The following is a 19,530-nucleotide window of genomic DNA, read 5'->3' as shown; positions in this document are numbered from 1 at the left end:
GAATAGGGAAATTGGCTGGCTAGTTAGGTCTTTAAGAAAGACGTGAGTGTGTGGTGACCGGGTGGGTCGTGGGGCGCATAGAGAAATATACCTATTGGTTAGTAAAAATCATCATTTATTCGTTTGTATAACCTGAGGTGAAGTACCAGGTGTGACCCTGAAGTAAAAAATATACCCCTCTCAGGTAGCAAGTAGGGAATAGGGAAACAAATCTGTGTAGGTCATTACTATCAGAAACGCTATAATATATAGAGAGTTGTGTAAAAATTAAGCGAAAGTCCCCTATCTAGTCTTTTTGGATGTCCACTGAACTTGAAGCAGAATTGCTCAACGCTGTTGAACACCGCCGTAACTTTGCGATTATTTCCCACCCGGACGCGGGTAAAACCACATTGACAGAAAAATTGTTACTCTATGGTGGAGCAATTCACGAAGCCGGAGCAGTGAAGGCACGGCGAGCTCAGCGCAAGGCAACCTCGGACTGGATGGAAATGGAGCAACAACGGGGAATTTCGATTACCTCGACGGTGTTGCAGTTTGCCTATCTCGACTGTCAGATTAATTTACTCGACACACCCGGACACCAAGATTTCAGTGAAGATACCTATCGCACTCTGGCAGCAGCTGATAATGCGGTGATGCTGATTGATGCAGCAAAGGGTCTAGAGCCCCAAACCCGCAAATTGTTTGAAGTGTGCAAAATGCGATCGCTTCCTATATTTACCTTTGTCAATAAGCTTGACCGTCCCGCACGAGAACCCCTAGAACTTCTTGATGAGATTGAACAGGAGCTGGGGTTACAAACCTATGGGGTCAACTGGCCGATTGGCATGGGCGATCGCTTTAAAGGAGTGTTTGACCGCCGAAGACAACAAATTCACTTGTTTGAACGCACCGCTCACGGGTCCCGGGAGGCGAAGAATACGGTAGTAGATTTGGGAGACCCCCAGATTGAACAGCTCCTAGAACAAGATTTATATTATCAACTAAAGGAAGAGTTAGAAATTCTCGATGGTGTTGGTCCAGACCTGGATTTAGAGCTGATTCATTCCGGTCAAATGACCCCTGTGTTCTTTGGCAGTGCCATGACTAATTTTGGGGTGCAGCTGTTTCTGGATGCTTTTTTGGACTATGCCCTGAAACCAGAATCTCGGAAATCCACAGTGGGCGATATTCCTCCAACTTATCCAGACTTTAGTGGCTTTGTGTTCAAGCTGCAAGCCAATATGGATCCCAAGCACCGGGATAGGGTGGCCTTTGTGCGGGTGTGTACGGGTAAGTTTGAAAAGGATATGACTGTCAGCCATGCTCGTACTGGTAAAACCGTCCGTTTGTCAAGACCCCAAAAGCTGTTTGCTCAAGACCGAGAATCCATTGATGTTGCCTATGCCGGGGATGTGATTGGTTTGAATAATCCGGGGGTGTTTGCCATTGGGGATACGATTTACAACGGTAAGAAGTTGGAGTATGAAGGTATTCCTTGTTTTTCCCCAGAGTTATTTGCGTATTTGAAGAATCCTAACCCCTCTAAGTTTAAGCAGTTCCAGAAAGGAGTCAAGGAGTTGCGGGAAGAAGGGGCTGTGCAAATTATGTACTCCGTTGATGAGTCGAAGCGCGACCCAATTCTGGCAGCAGTGGGACAGTTGCAATTTGAAGTAGTCCAGTTTCGCCTCAGGAATGAGTATGGCGTAGAGACTAGGTTGGATATGTTGCCCTATAGTGTGGCTCGTTGGGTAGCCGGTGGCTGGGAAGCCTTGGAAAAAGCTGGGCGTTTGTTTAATACCGTGACAGTCAAAGATAATTGGGGACGTCCAGTGCTATTGTTTAAGAATCAGTGGAATTTGCAGCAAGTCGCAGGAGACCATCCAGAGTTGGATTTGAATTCTAGCGCCCCTGTGGTGTCTGGCTCTCAACCAAAGTCTACATAGGATGATTGTTTACTATATCGCTGAATTTTAATAAAATCTAGCGATATAGTAAACAATCAGAAGTAGTAGGCTAATGATTAGCAATGCGTTCGCGTAGCGTGGCCGTAGGCCAATCGCTTAATTTTTCTCAATCCTATCGATAGCGTAAAATTTCAGAGCGGTAACACTCTCATCAGCATTGCTATCACCTAATTTCACAAAAACTATAGCGCTACACTTATTTGAGACAAAAATATGTTGTCTCACAAATCAAATATTTTAAAAACACAAACATTGCTCCCTACACTTCCCTCTCTTTACCTACTCCCTACTCCCTACTCCCTACTCCCTTGACTCCCTTGACTCCCCATTAAAAACTGTTATAATCCCCCAATAACCTACGATAATCAAGAAACCAAAACTCTTTTCCCTGCGTCTGCGATAATCAAAGGCACCGGAGTTTTTCCCATTCTTGAAGCAAAGCCCGTCACCATCGATGACGAAACTAATTATTCAAATCCCCTGCTACAACGAAGAAAATAGCCTAGGGATTACCCTTTCGGTGCTTCCCCGTCAACTGAGGGGTGTAGATACCGTTGAGTGGCTAATTATCAATGATGGCAGTACAGACCGCACCGTAGACGTAGCCCGCTCCTATGGCGTAGACCACATTGTTAATTTTAAACACAATCAGGGACTAGCCAAAGCTTTCATGGCAGGAATCGAAGCTTGCTTGAAAGCAGATGCGGACATTATTGTCAATACCGATGCGGATAATCAGTACTGCGCTGATGACATTCCCAAACTCATAGAACCTATTATATCAGGTCGAGCCGAAATAGTGATCGGGGCGCGACCGATTCAGAAGATTAAGCACTTCTCCCCCATTAAAAAGCGTCTACAAAAATTCGGGAGTTGGGTAGTCCGGATTGCTAGCAATACTAATATCATTGATGCTCCCAGTGGATTCCGAGCTTTTAGCCGAGAAGCCGCCTTAAAGCTAAATGTCTTTAATGAATACACCTACACCCTAGAAACTATTATTCAAGCTGGACAAAAAGGCATCGCTATCACGTCTGTCCCAATCCGCACCAATCGCTATTTACGCCCCTCCCGTCTAGTCAAGAGTATCAGTGCCTATGTTAAGCGATCGCTAATCACTATCCTGCGAATCTCCATGACCTACAATCCCCTGAGATTCTTTATCACCTTGGGGACAATTCCATTTACCCTAGGAACCTTACTGGGGATTCGTTGGTTAATCCTATACTTCGCTGGTACTCCCAAAGCTCACGTACCCAGCCTAGTTTTAGCTGCTATTCTGATCCTAATGGGCTTTCAACTGTGGATATTTGGCTTAGTAGCAGATCTAATGGCAGTCAATCGTCAACTTCTAGAAGATATCCAACTGCGACTACGCCGATTGGATGTTGACTCCAATCGCACTCCCCATTGGCCATCCACCGGAAATCAACAACAGCGGGAAAACCGAAAGGAGGGGAGAGAAGGAGAAGAATTTGCCAATAGTTTATTGAATCAAGAATAGTTCTATTGTGATAGTTAGAAGCTCTTGAGAGGACTTGCTATAGTGGGAAGCTCTTAAGGCTAATTTTGGCTGAAAACAACCATCACTCTCGGACTGACGCACTGACACAAACAGCCGCAAATAATGACCAGAGACCTATTCGCCCGTCACGCCCTAAACCAAATCCCTAAAATCCTTACCCTCCTAGACCGCAATCCCCACAGTCCCACCTACGGCTGCTTCGACCGTAATTTCTGGCACTATAAAATCATTGATTTTCCTAGTGGGATGGCACAGGAATTTGTCTGGCCTCTAGCACTAGCCTATCATACGGATTTCCCAGATAACCCGTTCTACCAGCAACCAGTAATTCTCGATTGGGTCGAAGCAGGGATACTTTTTGCTGCATCCAGTTCCCATCCCGATGGCTCCTGTGATGATTATTTCCCTTTTGAGCGTGCTGCTGGAGCCGCCGCCTTTTCTTTATTGGCTAGCATCGAAAGTTACAAAGCCATGGGACTCCATAACCCCATTGCCTTACAATTCTTTGAAAAACGAGCAGATTGGCTAGCCCACCACATGGAAAGTGGACAGCTGAGCAACCACCAAGCCTTGATTGTCTTATGTTTAGACCTGCTATCGGAACTGTTGCATACCAATCAATGGGATAGAGCGCGATCGCAAAGGCTAGAGCAAGTATTATCCTGGCAAAGTCCCGAAGGCTGGTTTATAGAATACGAAGGCTGCGACCCAGGCTACCACACCTTAACGATTTCCTGTCTAGCCAGGATTTATCTGTTGAGATTAGACCCACGCCTAAAAGAAGCTCTGATCAAAGCTGTCGAATTAGCCGCACAATTCATCCATCCCGATGGTTCTTATGGGGGAGAATACACTAGCCGTAACACTTACAACTTTTTTCCCCATGGCTTTGAATTAGTAGGACGCTGGTTTCCAGAAGCCCTAGAGATTAATGACCGCTTCTTGGTGGGATTAGCTAATGGTCTTGCTCCTTGTTACGCCGATGATCACATTATTGGTCATCATACCTGGAATTATCTGCTATCTTGGCGGGATTTTGTTACCAACCGACCCAAACCAACTCCCCGTCCCAGGGGTCGCGTATGGTTGAAAGACGCCAACATCCTAATTGACCGCCGTCGCGGAACAGAACTTTATTTAGCTTTGAATAAAGGAGGCGTTTTTAAGATATTTCGAGACAATCAATTAATTGCTTCAGATACCCATTTTTCCCTACTCGTAAAAGAAAGAGGTAAATTTAAAAATGCCGTTGGTCATCTGATCGATAACTATCAAGTTAAAGTCAGTGAGGATGAAATTCTGATTGAGGGAAACTTGGGATGGGCGAAACAGAAGCAAATGACTCCAATGAATTTACTAATTCTGCGGGGAGTGATGTTAACGGTAGGACGGTTCTTTCCCAATTTAATTCGGAAATTATTACAGAAATTATTAATTACTGGGAAAAAAGACGCTCCCTTCTGCTTTCGCCGATATTTTTATTGGCAAGGTGAGCGATGGTTAGTCATTGATGAATTACAAGCTAAGTCTTGGAAATCGGTACAAAGTGTCGGCATTGGTGGTGACCAGACATCGATTTATGTGGTCATGAGTCGTACCTTTCAAGCAGGACAATTACAACCCTGGGTTGACCTAAGTGATGAGGTGCAAACCTTGGATGATTATGAATGGTTGAAGTTCGAGCAGCGTTTTTGAGATCATATAACTGGGAATATAGTTCTGAGTGCCTCAGTGGTCAAGTGTTGTGTCATAAATGCTTATCCCAACTATAGCGCTATTAAATTTGTGGTGATTAGATCATGTCTTATCAAAAAAATGGCGTTGCTGATTCTGGGTATGGTTTTGCCCCCCTAACCCCCCAATTCTGGGGGGAATAAGACGTTCAAAGTCCCCTGAGCGAGCAATCCCTCGCTCGGGGGATTTAGGGGGCTTTAACAAAACCAGATGATTGCGCATTCATTCCTTAATTCAGCAACGCCAAAAAAATTAGGGCTATATTTAATCCTCCCCAACCAAATTATTATACCGCTATAGTTTTGATAGGCTCCTACTCTTAATTAAAGATAGCGCTATTTAATTAAGAGTATCCTTTGCCTCCGCCGGTCAAGTAATAGCGCTATAGTAATTGGGTTCAATTCAAGCTACTAAATATAGCGCTAATCTAATCAGCTTACTAACTCCCTAAAACTATAACGATAGCAAAGATAATGAAATTATGTAACAATTTTGCCAAAAATTCTACCACTATTTAAAAATTTGTGTTAACCTCAGATATAAACTATACAATAGCGCTATAGTAAACAGGAAAAGACATGGTAGCAAAAGACATAGTGGAATTTTAGGAAGAATCTGAGGGTAATCTATATAGGGTAAGCTTTTTAGGTTAGTCTCTTTCGCGACTCAATCCGATCACAGAAACAGTTTCGACAGCAATGCCCACCTGCTGAGAGAGATGATGTCAGCGTTTTGACAATGTCTTTAAATCGAGGCTATTTGGAATTTTATTCACAATTATAATTTAGCGCTGCCTTAGGCATTGCTTAATAGACCGGTAGGAAATCATAATATCACTACTTCTACAGAACTGCCCATAATTTTTATTAGATGATATGAACTATAAAAATTGGATGGAAAAATGGAGAAATCGAAATCTCTACTACTATAAAGACTTAGAAAAGTTTTTCCGCTTTTCAACACGTCCTGGCTATTCTTTCTTAGAGGTTGGTTCACGTTTGGGGTACTTATTAGCGGCTGTTAATCCAAGCTATGGCCTCGGAATTGATAGAAATTCCGAGGCCGTCGAAGATAGTCAGAAAAGTTTTACCGAACTGGAGTTTCAGGTAGAGAATATAGAATATTTTCAACCCCTAGAGAAATTTGATTATATTTTATTGGCCAATACAATCAGCTACATAGAGGATATACAGAAGGCATTACATTCTATAAAAAAAGCCTGCCATAATAATAGCCGTTTGGTCATGACGTTTCAAAACCCTGTATGGGAACCTATTCTACAATTTGCAACCTTGATCCGGCAACGCATGCCCTTATCAGATCTCAACTGGTTGAGTCTGGAAGATATTCACAATTTATTACAACTAACTGGCTTTGAAGTTATTTATCACGGAAAAAGATTACTCTTTCCAAAGCGAGTGCCACTAATAAGCTATTTTTTAAATCGGTTTATAGCGCCCTTGCCTTTTATCAACCAACTTTGTTTATGTGAGTATATTATTGCTAGATTACGGCCTAAAGATACTGATGCCCAAACCCAAATTCAGCAAAAGACTTGTTCAGTGATTATTCCAGCACGAAACGAAGCAGGGAATATCGAAGCTTGCGTCACCCGGATGCCAAAATTAGGCGGACATACTGAAATCATCTTTGTAGAGGGACACTCTAGAGATAACACCTGGTCAGAAATTCAACGGGTTCAGGAAAAGTACAAAGATCGATGGGATATAAAAGTTGTCCAACAATCAGGGATCGGCAAAGGAGATGCAGTTCGCCAAGGCTTTAAAATGGCAACAGGAGACGTTTTCATTATCTTAGATTCCGATTTAACCGTTAAGCCAGAAGATTTAATTTACTTTTTCGAGGCGATCGCTTCCGGATACTGTGAATTTGCTAACGGTTGCCGCCTCATTTACCCAGTAAATGGTACTACTATGCCTTGGTTGAATCGAATGGCTAACCGTTTCTTCGCCTGGCTACTCTCCTATCTTCTTAATACTAAAATCAAAGACTCTCTCTGTGGAACCAAGGCAATTTCAAAAGAGAATTATTCCCGCATTGCCGAAAATCGGAGTTACTTTGGCGATTTTGACCCTTTTGGCGATTTTGATTTATTATTCGGCGCTGCTAAGTTAGGGTTAAAAATAAATGATATTCCCGTCCGTTATATGCCCAGAACCTATGGCGCTTCGAATATTCAGCACTTTAAGGAGGGGTTGGTACTTTTTAAAATGTGTGCTTATGCAGCCAAGAAGATTAAGTTTTCCTAATTATATAGATGACTTCTGCGATTACTATGCTTAACTTATTAAGACTTCCTGAGTTATCTAAGATGACCAATCTAGATAATCCAAACAACATCCATCTATTAAGGGCAATAATTCAGCGCAAACCCTTTCTTATAAAAACTTATAAGAGTTTCTATCATCAGTTATTAGTGAAAATTCAGACAATTCCACCAGATGGTAAAATTGTGGAGCTTGGTAGTGGTGCTAGTTTCTTAAAAGAATACAATTCTCAAATTATCACTTCAGATGTCTTACCCTATGATGGTGTTGATCTAGTTTTTTCTGCTTTAGATATGCCCTTTGAAGACAACGATATTAGTGCCATACTGATGATTGATGTATTGCACCATATTAAAGATTCGCGACAATTTTTTCGGGAAGCAGATCGTTGCCTTAAGCCTGGTGGAAAACTTGTCATGATCGAACCAGCAAATACTTGTTGGTCTAAGTTTATTTATAATAATTTTCACCATGAACCATTTAATCCACGGGGGTATTGGGGTTTTGAAGAAGGGGGACCATTGTCAGGAGCAAATATGGCTATTCCTTGGATTATTTTTAACCGAGATAGCGAACTTTTTCGGGAAGAATTTCCTAGTTTAAGAGTACGAAGTATAAAAATTCATACACCCTTAAGATATCTGATTAGTGGAGGATTGTCTATGAGACAACTTCTCCCATCAGCCCTTTTTAGTCTAGTACAATTTATGGAATGGCTTTTATCACCCCTTAATGATCACTTGGGAATGTTCATGACGATTGAAGTAGAAAAAGTAAAAGTAATTTAAGTGATAGCCAATAGCTAAAATTAATGTTAGCTAAAATAACTATGTAAATTATTCTATGAACATCAGTAGTTTAGTTAAAAAAATATCTAAAAAAAAGCAATTTTTTTATTTATTTATTATTCCAGGTATCTTCCCTGTCATTTCTCTGATTCTTAGACAGGAATTCGGTCCATATTGGCTTGGAAGAAACTCTGATCCTGAATATGCTTATCTCCTAAATTTTTTAAATATCATCCAATTCCAAACACCTGGTCATACCGATCATCCGGGCACTACTCTACAAGTCTTTGGTGCTATTGTTATTCAAATCACTTATTTTATTCAGTCCCTGACGAATTCTGTTGTTTCTAATATTACAGAATCTGTACTGCAAAATCCTGAGTTTTATTTGATCACTGTCAACATCATCCTGCTTCTTATCATAACATCTTGCTTGTTGCTGGTGGGTTTAGTTGCTTTTGCCTTCTCTCAGAATATTGCGTTGAGTTTACTATTACAGTTAGGACCTTTTTTGTGGACTCCCCTACAAGAATCCACCCGTGTGAGACCGGAAACCCTACTACTTTCTTTGACTCAAGTGTTGGTGATTCTGCTGCTATTTTATCTTTACACAGAGAGAGCACGATTGCCTAAATTTGCCCTAGCTATCGGTATAGTTTTGGGATTAGGGGTATCCACAAAAGTCACATTTATTCCCCTGATACTGGTGATTATGCTGCTTCCTGGTTGGTTTCAGAAAGGATTAGCAATTTTTACAACAATAGTCACGTTTTTGATTACAACATCTCCTATTTTTTCCCAATACCCTCGTGTTTTTAATTGGTTGACGTCGATTGCGACCCATACAGGACACTATGGCAGTGGTAATCCAGGTTTAGTTGATATTTCAAATTTACCAAGCACCTTTATTAACTTGATTACCCAGGATAGATTTTTCTTTTATACTGTTGGCTTATCGGTATTAAATTTCTTCATTGTTACTGTTTGGTTTTGGTTGGCTAGACCGACCTTACAAAATTTAGATTTACAAAACAAATACTCTCCTATCGTTCCCGTTCAAAAGCTTTATTTATTGTACTTATGTCTTTTGTTGATTATTGGGTTTCAAATAATGCTTACGTTAAAACACCCTCGTACTCATTATTTAATCCCATCTATGGGGTTATGTAGTCTGCTGGTTTGGGTACAAGTTACTCTATTTGAAAAACAACTAACTACTCTTTTAAAACCAAGTATTTATGCAAAACTAAGTCTACTTGTGTTAACGGTGTATGTGACAGCAAGTGCAACAGTTACTTACCAGCTAATGTTAGAGGATAACAATAGTCATCAATCTTATCGGGGTGAAATAAAAACTATTCATCAGTTGATTAAGCAAAATTACAATAATTGTATTCACGTAAGATATTATCGGTCTAGCGATATACAATATGCACTAAAGTTTGGTAACGATTTTGCTTCAAATCGGTTTTCTAACGTTTTAGAATCTAGTTTTAATGATAGTTTTTTTTACAATATATGGTCTCGAAAATATCAATCTTTTAATCAAGAATTAGATTTAAGTAATCTTATAGAGAATAATTGCATTATTTTTCAGGGTAGCCCCTTGAACGAAGCAGATTATTCACAATTCATGCCAAGCACAACAATAGAAATAATTTTTGAGGGTCAGAGCGAAAGGCTTTACAGGCTAATACAAAAGCCCAATGACGAAATAAAGTAGGTGGGCAGCTAGGGCAAACCCATCTAATCCTCATAACCCAGCTTAGAAAAGAGTTTGACTAACCCTAATTATTAATTACTGGTAAAAAAGACGCTCCCTTCTGCTTTCGCCGATATTTTTATTGGCAAGGTGAGCGATGGTTAGTAATTGATGAATTACAAGCTAAGTCTTGGAAATCGGTACAAAGTGTCGGAATTGGTGGTGACCAGACATCCATTTATGTGGTGATGAGTCGTACCTTTCAAGCAGGACAATTACAACCCTGGGTTGACCTAAGTGATGAGGTGCAAACCTTGGATGATTATGAATGGTTGAAGTTCGAGCAGCGTTTTTAAAATTAGGTAACTGGGAAAATATTTTTGAGTGCCTCAGTGGTCAAGTGTTGTGTGATCAATGCTTATCCAAATTATAGCGCTATTAAATTTGTGGTGATTAGATCATGTCTTCCCTTTGCGATCAAATTAATAGCGCTATATAAAACCACTAACAACACTGAATAAAGCTAGCGCCCTTATTAAGCTAACGACATCAACGAACTAGTACTGTACTTTTCACTTCAATCTTAAAACTATAACGCTATATAAAAACTTGCATATTAAATTATGTAACATTTTTGATTAAAACACTAGCGCTATTTAAAAATCTGTGTTACATTAAAATCATGAATAAACAATAGCGCTAGATTAAAAGGCAAAGACATGGCAGCACAACAGATAACTACAATTGGTACCACTCAAGCAGCTTATCTTTTAGGAATTTGTGTCCAACGAGTTCGCCAACTTCTCAAAAGCGGCAGAATTAAGGGCGCTCAAAAAGTTGGCAGATTTTGGCAAATTCCCCTATTTAATGGCATGCCCAGAGTCATTCCCGGTAAGCGTGGACCAAAAGGAACCTGGAAAAAAGTTGCTCAAAAGGTGGCGACTTACATCCATGTCAACCAGCACATTATTAAGGAGAACAGAAAGTACGATACTTACAAGCCCGTCCTGACCGTCAAACAAGGCAACCGCAACACCTACGGTCATTATGTAGAAATCAAAGGTCCATCTCGGTTAGTCTATCAACCCAATTGTCCTAAGCATTGTGGGGCTACGGTGTGGCTAGAAGTTGACCCTGCTGTTGAAATTCTCACCAAAGTTTTTAGTTAGCATCAGATGTTGAAGGTTGTTCGCCTTTGGCGTTCCCCTAGGGAAGGTTGAAAAATTAAGGTTGAAGGTTGAAGGTTGAAGGTTGAAGGTTGAAAGTTGCCTGTTGCCTGTTGCCTGTTGCCTATTGCCTGTTGCCTGTTGCCTATTGCCTGTTGCCTGTTGCCTATTGCCTATTGCCTATTGCCTGTTGCCTATTGCCTATTGCCTATTGCCTATTGCCTGTTGCTTTTGCCTTTTCCTAATCCATGAAACGACTCATCTCCATTGCCATCAGCCTAGTCATCCTAGGGGTAATTTATACCAAAATTGACTTTCCCCAACTGATCGCTGTATTTAAAGAATGCGATCGCATGTGGATGGCGATTAGTCTGGGCATGGTGATTCCGATCACCCTGTTCACGGCTTGGCGACTGCAACAACTAATGCCGACAGGTTCCCAACTCCGATTTTGGGAAGCCAATCGCCTGATTTTAGCTGCCAGTACCCTAAATATGGTCTTGCCCTCCAAAATGGGAGATATTGCTAAAGCCTACTTTATGAAGCAGCGGGGTAATTTAGCTGGGAGCTTGTCGTTAGCCATCGTTATTTTTGAAAAAGCTTGTGACATGCTGTCTCTACTGATATGGTGTGTCTTTGGTTTATTACTTTATCCTGGGAAAAGTGGTTTCTTTTGGTTGATGACCGCTGGGATAATTTTCGGGTTAATTCTAGGGCTATTCCTCCTCAGCTCCCGCAAATTTGCCCATTTATTTTTCTTAGTGAGCAAAAAAATTGCCCCAAAAAAATTCCGCTCAAAGCTAGAAACCATGCAAATGTCTTGGGGGGAAATGCACGGCTACTTCTGGCATGACCCCAAGCAGTTATTGAAAATTACCCTAACTTCAATTTTTATCTGGTTCTTACACTTATTGCAAATTTGGTTATTTATCCTCGCCCTCAACGCCTGGACACCCTTTTTAACCAATCTCGCTCTGTCCCCCCTAGCCATTTTAGCGGGATTGTTACCACTAACCTTTGCGGGGGTTGGCACCCGTGACGCTGCGCTAATTTTCTTCTACGAACCCTATTTTCCCGCTGCTACCGCTGCCGCCTTAGGATTACTGTGTACTTCTCGCTACCTACTTCCAGCCATTGGTGGCTTACCCTTTCTAGGACAATATTTGACTACAGTGCGCGACTTGGGAAAAAAACCTTCTTAATTTGACGTTTGTCAAGGGGAGATGTATGTTAAATTTATTTAAATTCGGAGCAGTTTAGTTAATAGTTTTTTAAAAAACCGCTCAGGGATGGCACAATTCCCCAACAGCAAATACTATAGTCTGTAGCGGAAACCCATCCTTCAACAGGCAGCTAAAATGCTCAATAGTCATGGTCGTGAGGGAAAAAGGTGAGGCAACAATCTATGTTAATCAGTCGCAGAACTTTACCCCCTAGCTCTGGCAAGCGGGTCAAACCTAATCCAACGGTTCATAAAAACTTCACCAAGTGGAAAACTAGTTGGCAACCTACCAATCAGACACTAGCTGAGCCAATAATTGACCGTAAAAGAGTGGAAGAATCTCTCTTAGCAGTCCAACAGAGATATCGGTCTCTATTTGAAAACTCCACTGATGGTATCTTTAAAATTACCCCTGATGGTTACTATATAGCCTGTAACCGATCACTAGCTAGACTATATGGCTATGAATCACCTAACCAATTCCTCAGTCATGTAACTGGTGTTGGGCAGTACCTTCACAAAGATCCCCAGCGACGCCATCAATTCCTTGACCTACTTAACTCAAAGGGTTTGGTAGAGGACTTTGAATCCCAGGTCTCTCGCCAAGACGGCACCCTAATTTGGATTTGCGAAAGTGCTTGGGCAGTGCGTGATCCTACTGGTTACATTCTATACTACGAAGGTTTAGTAAAAGATATTACTAAACAAAAATTAACTGAAGCAGCGTTACAAACAGCACAAGCCAAATTAGAAGCCCAAAGCCAGGAACTGGATAATGTCTTAAAGAAGCTGGAACTGGCTCAAGAGCACTTAAAGCAAAGTGAAAAAATGTCCACCTTAGGACAGTTATGCGCGGGTGTTGCTCACGAAATCAACAATCCACTTAACTTTATCTGTGGAAATGTCACTCCAGCAAGGGACTATGGCGAGGATTTATTAAGACTGTTGGGATTATATGCTAAACACTATCCCCAGCCTGCAGCCGAAATTCAACAGTACGCTGATGCAATTGACCTAGATTTCCTGATCGAAGATTTTCCTAAAGCCCTATCATCTATGGGATTAGGTGCAGAACGCTTGCAACAGATTGTGCAGTCAGTGCGCCACTTTTCCCGACAGGATACCGATGAAAAGCAGCGCGTGAATATTCATGAAGGGATTGATAGTACCCTGACTATCCTGCATAACCGCTTAAAGCCCAAAGGAAAGAATCCCGGGATTACCGTGACTAAGGACTATGGAAAACTCCCTTTAGTGGAGTGCTACTCTGGTTCAATCAACCAAGTCTTGATGAACCTGCTGTGCAATGCCATTGATGCTCTAGAAGATTCACAGGTTAACAGGTTCAAAGTTACAGGTTCTGCAGCTGTTCAAGCAGACAGGTTCCAGGTTCCAGTTTCCCCTCAGTCTTCTGATTATTGCCCGCAAGGTGTAAAGCAAAAAGCACCAGCTCCCCCTAAGATCACTATTCGGACAGAATTTATAGGCAGCGATGGTGATCAAGGGGACAGTTCTGGTGGACAGGTCGTGATCAGAATTATCGATAATGGTCCGGGAATGACAGAAGAGGTCAAACAGAAGATATTTGAACCATTCTTCACCACCAAATCCATCGACAAGGGAACTGGTTTAGGGCTAGATATCTGCAAAAAAATCGTTGTTGAACAGCATGGTGGTCAAATCCTATGTACCTCTAATCCGGGTAAGGGAACAGAATTTGCGATCGCAATTCCTGTGGGTTCATATTAGAAAGGCTTGCAGGCAAAAGATCCGAACCCATGACTAACCAGGAATAACTTAACTAATGACTAATTAAACTTTTGTTAGAGTCGATGTCCCCTATTACGGGGAGCACCTCTCCTTCAGAACCGTGCGTGAAACTTTCGCCTCACACGGCTCCTAGGTATTCTCTCCTTTCGGAGTGCTCCAATGTAACTGTTGATGGCAGCTTTGATGTACTGCTAATAAGTTCTTTTTCTTCCAATTGTCGTGGTTTCCATCCATGTGATGAAGATGTACAGATTGGTCTTCTAGGAACTTCAGTCCACAGTGTCCACAGGAATGGTTTTGCCTTTTCAATGCATCAGAGGTAGCATCGGAGTATAACCGGGAATTGCGGTAACTCCAGTAGACTAAGTCGCCGTCGTAGGGTGACTTAGTCCCCTTTACATTGACGTGCTGGTTTTGTTTGTACCCTACCTTTGGGAACGCTTTTTGACATAGTTCCGTAGCTCTATACCGACTTACTTTCTTTTCCTTTCGGAACTTTCGGAGGGCAGTGTTGTTAGGAAACCATAGCGTATCCCGTGAGTCGCTCATATCGCAGCTGCTGTGGTAGTTTCTCCAGCCACGTACTATAGGGGCTAGTTTCTTAGCTTTTACTTCGGCACCATAGTTTGAGCTGTTGATTATGGCTTTGATTTTGTCGCGGAACTTTTGGAAGTTTTCCGTTGAAGGAATGCTTCTGAATTTTCCGTTTTGCTGGACGCGGAATCTCCACCCCAGGAGACGAAACCTTAGAATAAAGAAGCCTTAATTAATAATTTTTAACCCTTTTTTGCATAGTCTGTCGCCTGTAAAGGCTTCTTTATTCTTACGGTAACTTCATAGAAAATCAAATCCATCTGTCGTTTTGGTTAGCTTGGTCTTTTCTTCGTTGATTTCCATCTCACGTTCTGCTAAGAAGGCTTTGATTTTAGTCAGCACCTTCTCCGCATTATCTTTTGGCTTCAGGATAATCACCATATCGTCCGCATAACGGAGGCTGGTGTGTATTTCCTCTATTCCGTTAAGTGCGATATTAGCTAGTAGGGGACTGACGACACCTCCCTGTGGGGTGCCTTGCTCCGGGAAGTCTGGGTTTACTCCGGCTTTAAGGCAGCGGAATATTCCCAACTTAATAGATGCGGGAGCTATAAGTCTCTCCATAATTGAAGGGTGTGAGATGCGGTCAAAGCATTTTTTGATGTCTAATTCGATGACCCTTTTTGTGATTCCATTTGCGTCTGATTTTAGATGTAGAAATAGACGTTTTTGTACGTCCTGGGTGCATCTACCAGGTCGGAATCCGTAACTATCTGCACTGAAGGTGGCTTCATGTGCTGGTTCCAGTGCATATTTTATTAGACATTGCCAAGCCCTATCGGCTATGGTGGGGACTTTTAGAATCCGAGTCTTCCCGTTCTTTTTGGGAATGGGGATTTCTCGTAACCGATTGTGTTTCCACTTAGTGGACGAGCCAAGCAGTTCATCCGCTAGTTCCCATCTTTGCTTATAGGAGAGGCTTTTAATGCCATCGACCCCAGCCGTCTTTTTCCCTTGGTTTAGCTGTGACACTTGACGGACGGCCAAAAGTTGAGCTGAACGGGATTTCAGTATCAATTTCTGTAGAGACCGAGCTTTCCTCAAATCTCTGGCTCGAACTGCTTTATACACGCGCTTTTGTAGGCGGAATAGGTTTTGTTGGTGTTTCTTCCAACTCTGCTTTTTCCAAAGGTCGCTATATCTATTTGACATGCGTCTACCCATACTCTCCTAGAGTTTATGTATTCTGAATACCCGCAGCCAGTTTCCGGCTGCATCCTACCCGGCAATAGGGATTAAGCGAGGCATTGCTTACTGGGGTTTCGACCGTTCCCCAGACCTAGTATTGTTGCCGTTTTTACTCGTTCCATCCGCTAGATTATTATGACGATTTAGGGCAGTCCAATTTGCCTATCCTCTTCTCAGAGATTACGACTATCGGAGGTACAACGTCGTGAGAATTAAAGGATGTAGTCTCGCATATACTAGTCAGATTGCGGCTTGTCTTTCAGACACTTTTTCAGGACTTTTGTTAATCTACCCATGTCGTCTCCCCTTTAGCGGCAGTGTGGCACATCTGATTTACCTCTGATTCCGCCCTGGTGCCAGCTTCACTCTGCAAGATGCCGCTTGCTCGGTGTGGCCAAGGTAGGGAGTCACATATCTCTTAATGGGGTGGGTTTTCACCACCATCCAACGGATAGTTAGGATTTTCGGGATTAGTCCCGCGAATCCCCTAAGTCATACCCCTCCTGTTCCAGGAGGCTCTTACTTAGAACGAGCCGCACGCCTCCAAAGACTTGAGATATTCAGTATTGACTCCCGATTCTCGGGTTAGGGCGATTTTGCCAGTTCGGGCAATTTCACGGATACCAAACTTATTCAGCATTTGGGTTAGTGCTACCATTTTCCCAGGATCTCCCACAACTTCTAGAGTTAGTGACTCGTCAGATGTATCTACGACATGGGCACGAAACACGTGGGCTAATTCAATAATCTCGGAGCGGGTGGAACTAGTAGTGTTAACCTTTAGCAGCATTAACTCCCTTTCGACACAGGGAATTGAGGTAATATCTTGTACTTTGAGGACATTAATTAGCTTATAGAGTTGCTTAGTCAGCTGCTCAATGCTGCTGTCATCTCCAGGTACTACCATCGTAATTCGAGATATACCAACCTGCTCAGTTGGTCCAACGGCAAGACTTTCGATATTGAAGCCTCTACGGGCAAATAAACCAGCAATGCGAGTTAGAACACCGGCTTCATCTTCAACTAAAACGGAAAGGGTATGTTTCATAGTGTGACTTGCTAGTTGACTTGGGAGTTGACTGGGGAGTGGTGGGGGCCTGTGCTCCCTAAATTGGTATCAAAGTAATTTATTGGTGAGACTGTTGAGTGGTTAAGTGTTGACTAGCCCCTTTTTTAACGGGGGATAAGGGAGAAGTAACGGTTAACTGTTAAGTTTTTTGAAGCTAAGCGTCAACGGTCAACGGTAAACCAAGGTAAGTATTCAGCTATCAGCTATCAGCTATCAGCTATCAGCTAATGAGTCACAGGCTAGAAGCCTGTGCCACGCTACTTGATGTGATCCATGAGCATAGGGCAAGCTACACCGAACAGCTTTTGAATAAAATCGGTAAGCATTGGAATAATGCTGCAGTGTTGTCACAGGACTTGTGGCCTGTGTCATAAAGCTGACTGCTGAGAGCTGAGTGCTGTTCGCGCAGCGATGCAGCGCGGTCTTGGGGAGGCAGCGCGGTCTTGGGGGTCTCCCCCATGAGCGACTGCCGTGGTTTCCCCCACTCGCGCTTTGCATCAAGACAGCGTGCGCGTAGCGCATATGCTTACAATCCAACTACCATTTTATCCAGGTTTTGAGTAACCAAGAACTCTAGTAACAGTTTGCTGTATCTAAAGATATATTTTTTCTAAAACTAGGCAGCTAATTGGAAAATTCCTCGGTAACATAAAAATCGGTAAAAACTGATTGGAGTGAAACCAAAGATTTATGGGTTGGTTAAAACGAATGTTTGGATTGGAAAGCCCAGAGGAAGCTGCCGCAGCTAGTACCCCTTCAGAAGATGCACCAGCAGGAGATGACATTGCCCCAGAGCGAGTGGGGTTAAACGGAGAATACGACCAAAGCGGCCTTGCCAAGCGAGTTGTTTGGGCCTTTGACCAAGACGACGAGCTGGATGACGAGGAGAGGCTCTGGGTTGCTCAAACTGGCGGTAAAGTTGTGCTGAAAGGAGAAGTAGCTAGCCAGGAGGTTCTAGATAAGATGGTTAGTGTTGCCTCAGGTGTGGATGGTTGCACGGAGGTTGACACTGATCAAGTGAGCGTCAGCTAATACCAATTTTGGGGATAATCAAACCTTAGCTCCTAGCCACTGTAACAGGATCAGATTCACCTGTTCCGGACATTCATCGTGGGGACAGTGACCAGCATGATCTAACTCCAATAGCTCTAAATTAGGATTGAGTTTAACAAACTTGCGAGCTAACATGGGGGGAATCATCCGGTCTTCTAGTCCCCACATCAATAGCATAGGAATATCTAATGTAGGTAATAGGGATTTGACCGGTAGACTAAAGTTAGGAGCGGTCATCCCTCTTAAAAGTCTACTAAAGGTGGCCGCAGCTCCAGGATCGGTGGCAGGGACACTCAGAATTTCTACTAAATCATCTGTAACTGCCTCTGGATTAGCATAAGCTAACCCTGCCCATTTACGCACAACCGCTGGACGTCTTACCACGTAAAATAGGGTTTTGAGTAGCACTGGTGATGCCACTAGACTCTCAACAGTTGAGACTATCGGTCCGAGCCAACTAGGAATCGCTTCTTCTCGGGCTTGGAAATCTGGTAAATTAATCATCACCAGACCTTTAACCATATCTGGATGGGTTGCTGCTGCTCCTAGACCAACTAGCGAACCAATGGAGTTACCTACTAACACTACCGGTTTTCGGATAAAAGTTTGCCAAAAGTCATAAACCTGAGCTACCCAAAGGTCAATGGTGTAGTCAACCGCAGCTTTCCGGGATGCCCCAAAACCCAGCAGATCTAAAGCATAAACGGTATGATGTTGACCGATTACGTCTAGGTTATGACGCCAATGCCCGACCGAAGCACCAAACCCATGAAGCAGAATAACTGGTGTTGTCGGCTGGACAGTTAGGGGTTGGGGTGGGCGAAAATAGGTATAACGGATCGGCCAACCCCGCCAGACCCAATCCCTTTGACTACCAACTCGTTGCTGCCAATGCAAAGATTTGGTCACAACCTGCCTCAACTTCAAAAATATTTACAAAGCCACTTGAGTCCATTATGCCTTCCCTATCAGCCAAAGGAGTAAGTTATAACTATTCCATAGGCCTTGGTTTCCTAAGTGATGTTAATAATTTGAACAGAAACAAGAAAGGAATCAGTAAAATGGCAAGTGTATGTAGTAAGTCTATTTTTTGATTAATCCACTTAAGAAAATAAACAAACGCCTGTGAGTGATAATAGAAGACGCCAACGCGATCTACCCCAAATTAACGAAAGAATCAGGTTTCCCAAGATTAGAGCCATTGATACCGATGGGGCACAGCTGGGTATAATCACACCTCAAGATGCCCTGCGGATCGCTGAGGAAAAGGAATTAGATCTTGTCCTGGTTAGTGACAAGGCAGATCCGCCAGTGTGTCGCATCATGGACTATGGCAAGTACAAATTTGAACAAGAGAAGAAAGCCCGTGAAGCAAAGAAGAAGCAGCACACGGCTGATGTCAAAGAAGTGAAGATGCGCTACAAAATAGAAGACCATGACTACAATGTGCGGGTCAATCAAGCGGAGCGCTTCCTCAAATCA

General features: G+C 42.7%; 18 protein-coding genes. 14 read left to right on the top strand and 4 right to left on the bottom strand.

Features of this window, described 5'->3' with window-relative positions; genetic code table 11:
- Positions 1–299: 299 nt before the first annotated feature.
- The 11 genes from prfC to F6J99_RS17965 all read left to right on the top strand — a co-directional run bounded on the left by prfC (position 300) and on the right by F6J99_RS17965 (position 14,123).
- Positions 300–1,928, top strand: a complete 1,629-nt coding sequence (gene prfC, locus F6J99_RS18015; protein WP_070393763.1) for a peptide chain release factor 3 — start codon at positions 300–302, stop codon at positions 1,926–1,928.
- Positions 1,929–2,149: 221 nt separating this feature from the next.
- Complete coding sequence (locus F6J99_RS18010) at positions 2,150–2,281, top strand: hypothetical protein (protein ID WP_293114094.1); 132 nt, start codon at positions 2,150–2,152, stop codon at positions 2,279–2,281.
- Positions 2,282–2,403: 122 nt separating this feature from the next.
- Positions 2,404–3,453, top strand: a complete 1,050-nt coding sequence (locus F6J99_RS18005; protein WP_293114093.1) for a glycosyltransferase family 2 protein — start codon at positions 2,404–2,406, stop codon at positions 3,451–3,453.
- Positions 3,454–3,576: 123 nt separating this feature from the next.
- On the top strand, positions 3,577–5,169 hold the full coding sequence (locus F6J99_RS18000; protein ID WP_293114092.1) for a hypothetical protein: 1,593 nt from the start codon (positions 3,577–3,579) through the stop codon (positions 5,167–5,169).
- A gap of 914 nt (positions 5,170–6,083) precedes the next feature.
- Positions 6,084–7,478, top strand: a complete 1,395-nt coding sequence (locus F6J99_RS17995) for a glycosyltransferase (RefSeq protein ID WP_293114091.1) — start codon at positions 6,084–6,086, stop codon at positions 7,476–7,478.
- Between the two features lie 8 nt (positions 7,479–7,486).
- A complete protein-coding gene (locus F6J99_RS17990) occupies positions 7,487–8,284 on the top strand; it encodes a class I SAM-dependent methyltransferase (protein WP_293114090.1) in 798 nt (265 codons plus the stop codon).
- 55 nt (positions 8,285–8,339) lie between these two features.
- Positions 8,340–10,007: a hypothetical protein gene (locus tag F6J99_RS17985; RefSeq protein WP_293114089.1), complete on the top strand. Its 1,668-nt coding sequence runs from the start codon at positions 8,340–8,342 to the stop codon at positions 10,005–10,007.
- 698 nt (positions 10,008–10,705) lie between these two features.
- Positions 10,706–11,155 (top strand): helix-turn-helix domain-containing protein, encoded by a 450-nt coding sequence (locus tag F6J99_RS17980; RefSeq protein ID WP_293058024.1) that lies wholly within the window; start codon positions 10,706–10,708, stop codon positions 11,153–11,155.
- Positions 11,156–11,244: 89 nt separating this feature from the next.
- Positions 11,245–11,397 carry a hypothetical protein gene (locus F6J99_RS17975; RefSeq protein ID WP_293114088.1) on the top strand — a complete coding sequence of 51 codons (153 nt, stop codon included), beginning with the start codon at positions 11,245–11,247 and terminating at the stop codon, positions 11,395–11,397.
- A gap of 3 nt (positions 11,398–11,400) precedes the next feature.
- Complete coding sequence (locus F6J99_RS17970; RefSeq protein ID WP_293114087.1) at positions 11,401–12,354, top strand: lysylphosphatidylglycerol synthase transmembrane domain-containing protein; 954 nt, start codon at positions 11,401–11,403, stop codon at positions 12,352–12,354.
- 203 nt (positions 12,355–12,557) lie between these two features.
- Positions 12,558–14,123 carry an ATP-binding protein gene (locus F6J99_RS17965; protein WP_293114086.1) on the top strand — a complete coding sequence of 522 codons (1,566 nt, stop codon included), beginning with the start codon at positions 12,558–12,560 and terminating at the stop codon, positions 14,121–14,123.
- A 150-nt stretch (positions 14,124–14,273) separates the two neighbouring features.
- Here the strand turns inward: F6J99_RS17965 and F6J99_RS17960 are convergent, their stop codons facing one another.
- The 3 genes from F6J99_RS17960 to ilvN all read right to left on the bottom strand — a co-directional run bounded on the left by F6J99_RS17960 (position 14,274) and on the right by ilvN (position 16,974).
- Positions 14,274–14,834, bottom strand: coding sequence for a group II intron maturase-specific domain-containing protein (locus F6J99_RS17960; RefSeq protein WP_365973592.1), 561 nt, complete (start codon positions 14,832–14,834; stop codon positions 14,274–14,276).
- Between the two features lie 144 nt (positions 14,835–14,978).
- Positions 14,979–15,890, bottom strand: a complete 912-nt coding sequence (locus F6J99_RS17955; protein ID WP_365973584.1) for a reverse transcriptase domain-containing protein — start codon at positions 15,888–15,890, stop codon at positions 14,979–14,981.
- A 559-nt stretch (positions 15,891–16,449) separates the two neighbouring features.
- A complete protein-coding gene (ilvN, locus tag F6J99_RS17950) occupies positions 16,450–16,974 on the bottom strand; it encodes an acetolactate synthase small subunit (RefSeq protein WP_293114085.1) in 525 nt (174 codons plus the stop codon).
- Positions 16,975–17,222: 248 nt separating this feature from the next.
- Here ilvN and F6J99_RS17945 point away from each other — a divergent pair, with 248 nt between their 5' ends.
- Both F6J99_RS17945 and F6J99_RS17940 read left to right on the top strand, forming a co-directional pair.
- Positions 17,223–17,369 (top strand): hypothetical protein, encoded by a 147-nt coding sequence (locus tag F6J99_RS17945; RefSeq protein WP_293114084.1) that lies wholly within the window; start codon positions 17,223–17,225, stop codon positions 17,367–17,369.
- 316 nt (positions 17,370–17,685) lie between these two features.
- The gene (locus tag F6J99_RS17940) at positions 17,686–18,027 is read left to right on the top strand and encodes a BON domain-containing protein (protein WP_070393756.1); all 342 of its coding nucleotides are present in this window, start codon (positions 17,686–17,688) and stop codon (positions 18,025–18,027) included.
- Positions 18,028–18,045: 18 nt separating this feature from the next.
- Here the strand turns inward: F6J99_RS17940 and F6J99_RS17935 are convergent, their stop codons facing one another.
- Positions 18,046–18,957 (bottom strand): alpha/beta fold hydrolase, encoded by a 912-nt coding sequence (locus tag F6J99_RS17935; protein ID WP_293114083.1) that lies wholly within the window; start codon positions 18,955–18,957, stop codon positions 18,046–18,048.
- A 216-nt stretch (positions 18,958–19,173) separates the two neighbouring features.
- Here F6J99_RS17935 and infC point away from each other — a divergent pair.
- Positions 19,174–19,530, top strand: a 357-nt coding sequence (infC, locus tag F6J99_RS17930; protein ID WP_293114082.1) for a translation initiation factor IF-3, incomplete at its 3' end; no start/stop codon positions are given.

Source organism: Moorena sp. SIO4G3 (genome assembly GCF_010692305.1).
GTDB lineage: Bacteria > Cyanobacteriota > Cyanobacteriia > Cyanobacteriales > Coleofasciculaceae > Moorena > Moorena producens_A.
This window is presented reverse-complemented; position numbering and strand designations above follow the sequence as displayed.